We start from the raw sequence: 2,673 nt of genomic DNA, 5'->3' as shown, positions 1-2,673 counted from the left end.
GTAAGAAATAACCCCTGAGTTCCAAGCCGTCTCTACCGCCCCGGTTGCCGCTGTTGTGGCCTGGGAACTGGGAATTTCCGCCTTCCCGAGTTCGATCACAGTGAGTTGAAGTAGCTTCACTCTTTGTGAAGCTCTGTCGATGTGACCGAGCTTCTTGCTGACCGGGTGAAGGCGAGGAGGCCGAAGTTGGGCCTGGCGGTGGTGAGGGATCTTCGGGTGGCGCGTGCCCCGGCCACGCCCGAGGACCTGGAGGCGCTGGAGACCGACGTGCTGGCCGGGTTCGTACTGGCGCGAGCGGCAGCGGGACTGTCGGACGGGACGATCTCCTCCGACGTGATGCACCTGGAACAGGTACGCGCCTGGTTCGGCCGTCCGCTGTGGGAGATGGAACCCGCCGACGCCGATGTGTACTTCGGCAAGGTGCTGCGGACCACGGCCAAGGGCACCCGGTTGTCTCGTGCGCAGGCGATCAAGACGTTCTTCGTGTTCCTGGAGCTGCGGCACAAGGTGGAGATTCACCAGACGACCGGCCGCGTCGTCGAGTGCCCCATCGATGAGATGAACCGGCCCCGCGGACGCCAGGAGGCTCGGCTGCGCATTCCGCCCAGCTCCGAGCAGGTCGACCGGCTATTCGCCGGCTGGCGCGAGGACCTGGCCACCTGCCGCAAGTTCGCCCCGGCCGCACGTAATTACACCGCCGCCAAGCTGATGAGCGAGGTCGGGCTACGGGTCAACGAGGCATGCAAGCTCGACCTGGCCGACATCAAGTGGGACCTGGGCCGCTTCGGCAAGCTGCATGTCCGGCACGGTAAGGGCGCCCGCGGGTCCGGACCGCGCGAACGGATGGTCCCGCTGATCAACAACGCGGCGGTCACCCTGCGCTGGTTCGTGGAGGATGTGTGGGGGCAGTTCGGCGACGATCACATCCGACCAGGTGTCCCGCTGCTGCCCTCCGAACGCAAGAACATCGACGGCAGCGCCGCCCGGGTCGGCGACGAGACACTCCGTGCGGCGCTCACGGGCAGCGCCGAACGCCATCTGCCGGACTGGTCCGAGGTCCTCACGCCCCATGTCCTGCGGCATTTCTGCGCCTCTCAGCTCTATCTGAGCGGAATGGATCTGCTGGCGGTCCAAGCCGTCCTCGGGCATGCCTGGGTGGCCACCACGATGAAGTACGTCCACGTCCCCGGAACCCACATCGAGGACGCCTGGATCGCAGGTCAGCAGCGTGCCGCCGCCCGCCTGACGGGACTCGGGAAGGGACGGACACCATGACCACACACCCTGCCGAACCGACGGGCGGCTACTGGGCTCAGCGATCTGGCCTGCGCGCTCACACTCGGCGCCACCGGACTCACCTGCGTCCACGCCGGTGTCGAGCTGCTCATCGACTCCGACATCTGGCTGCATCGGCCCGATTTCGTCGAGCAGTTCATCATCACCGACAACAGTGTGGCCAGCACGTTGGCGTTCGTCGACTGGGAGGGGGCGATCACCGCCCTGGACTCCGGACGGCTGCCCTGCAGTGGTGGCGAACGCGCCGTGCTGCGGATCGCCGCGAGCATGAGCGGCGGCATCCCGGTCGACTTGCGCGACGTGCTCACCGGCCTGGACTCGGTCAACCGCGCTCTGGCGGCGACCGCAGTCGCTCACTCGGCCGGGCTACCCACCCTGGAGGGGGACAGTACATGAGGTGGAACCTGCGGCTGGCCGCCGCCAACCGCGGTATCTGGAAGGCCAGCGAACTGCAGCGCATGCTCGCCGACCGCGGGCTGACGATCAGCGCCGGGAAGATGTCCGGGTTGTGGTCGGGCGAGCCGGCCAGCATCAAACTCGACGACCTCGACGTCATCTGCGCCGTCCTCGGCTGCGGTGTCGACGAGTTGCTCATCCCCGAACCCGACAAGGTCAAGCGCACCGACGAACAGGCCGGTCAGCAGCCTGCAGCGGTCTCGTCCGCAGGTCTGTCGGTGACCCCCAAGCGGCGGGACGGACGCTCACTGCCGCCGGTGTGACATGACCCGTCGCGGATGCCCTCGACCACCCTCGACCTGCACCGGCTGCCTGGCCTGGGGATCATTGCCGCTGCGACTGTTCTGCGGAGCGTGTCAGTCCTTCGGCGTGAACCACGAGCCCGGCCAGTGCGCAGCCTGCCACCGGATCGTTGCGCTGAAGAAGGGATACTGCCGACTGTGCTGGATTCAGGCCAGCTTGGAGGCCAGCACCTCACCCCAGGCACGGGGCACCGTCTTGGAGCCATTCCTGCGCAAGATCCGCCACCAGCAGCTCTTCCTGGCCGACTTGCAGCGTCCGCGTTCGAAGAGCTCGCCGGTCGGGCGCCGTGGGCGCCGCAGGAGCCGGCGTCCTCCGCCACAGCCACCGCAACCCGCACCGCCCGCCGGCTGGATCCAGCTCAAGCTGCCGATCGAGGTCCGGCGAGACTTCGGCCGCTTCGACCGGCGCCGGCACGCCGACCCGACCAACCCCTGGCTGGCCCGGGCACGCGATGCCGCCCAGGCCATCGGCGAGGCACGCGGCTGGACCCGCCGAGTGCTCAGCGATGTCGACCGCGGCTTGGTCATCCTGCTCAGCACCGCCGACGGTGACAAGATCCGCCATTCCGAGCTGTTCCCGGTGCTGCGCGCCTATGGATTGAGCGTCGAACGCACCGTC

The 2,673-nt window shown here is 67.8% G+C and carries 4 protein-coding genes; all 4 read left to right on the top strand.

The features are described 5' to 3' along the window. Window positions 1–216 precede the first annotated feature (216 nt). Window positions 217–1,275, top strand: coding sequence for a tyrosine-type recombinase/integrase (locus ACTWQA_RS58750; RefSeq protein ID WP_443167450.1), 1,059 nt, complete (start codon window positions 217–219; stop codon window positions 1,273–1,275). A 177-nt stretch (window positions 1,276–1,452) separates the two neighbouring features. Then, window positions 1,453–1,692, top strand: coding sequence for a hypothetical protein (locus tag ACTWQA_RS58745; protein ID WP_443167449.1), 240 nt, complete (start codon window positions 1,453–1,455; stop codon window positions 1,690–1,692). Next, window positions 1,689–2,015: a helix-turn-helix domain-containing protein gene (locus tag ACTWQA_RS58740; RefSeq protein ID WP_443167448.1), complete on the top strand. Its 327-nt coding sequence runs from the start codon at window positions 1,689–1,691 to the stop codon at window positions 2,013–2,015. The genes ACTWQA_RS58745 and ACTWQA_RS58740 overlap by 4 nt, the downstream gene beginning before the upstream one ends. Window positions 2,016–2,250: 235 nt before the next feature. Continuing rightward, window positions 2,251–2,673 (top strand): hypothetical protein (locus tag ACTWQA_RS58735; RefSeq protein WP_443167447.1); only part of this gene is annotated, 423 nt, incomplete at its 3' end.

The sequence above is a fragment of the Nonomuraea sp. 10N515B genome, assembly GCF_052245915.1.
Taxonomy (GTDB): Bacteria; Actinomycetota; Actinomycetes; order Streptosporangiales; family Streptosporangiaceae; genus Nonomuraea.
The sequence above is the reverse complement of the archived record's forward strand: the minus strand, read 5'-3'. Positions and strand labels throughout refer to the sequence as shown.

Excerpts from the sequence above, each read along its gene's own strand:
- ACTWQA_RS58740 (WP_443167448.1), top strand. The coding sequence starts at position 1,689 with ATGAGGTGGAACCTGCGGCTGGCCGCCGCCAACCGCGGTATCTGGAAG.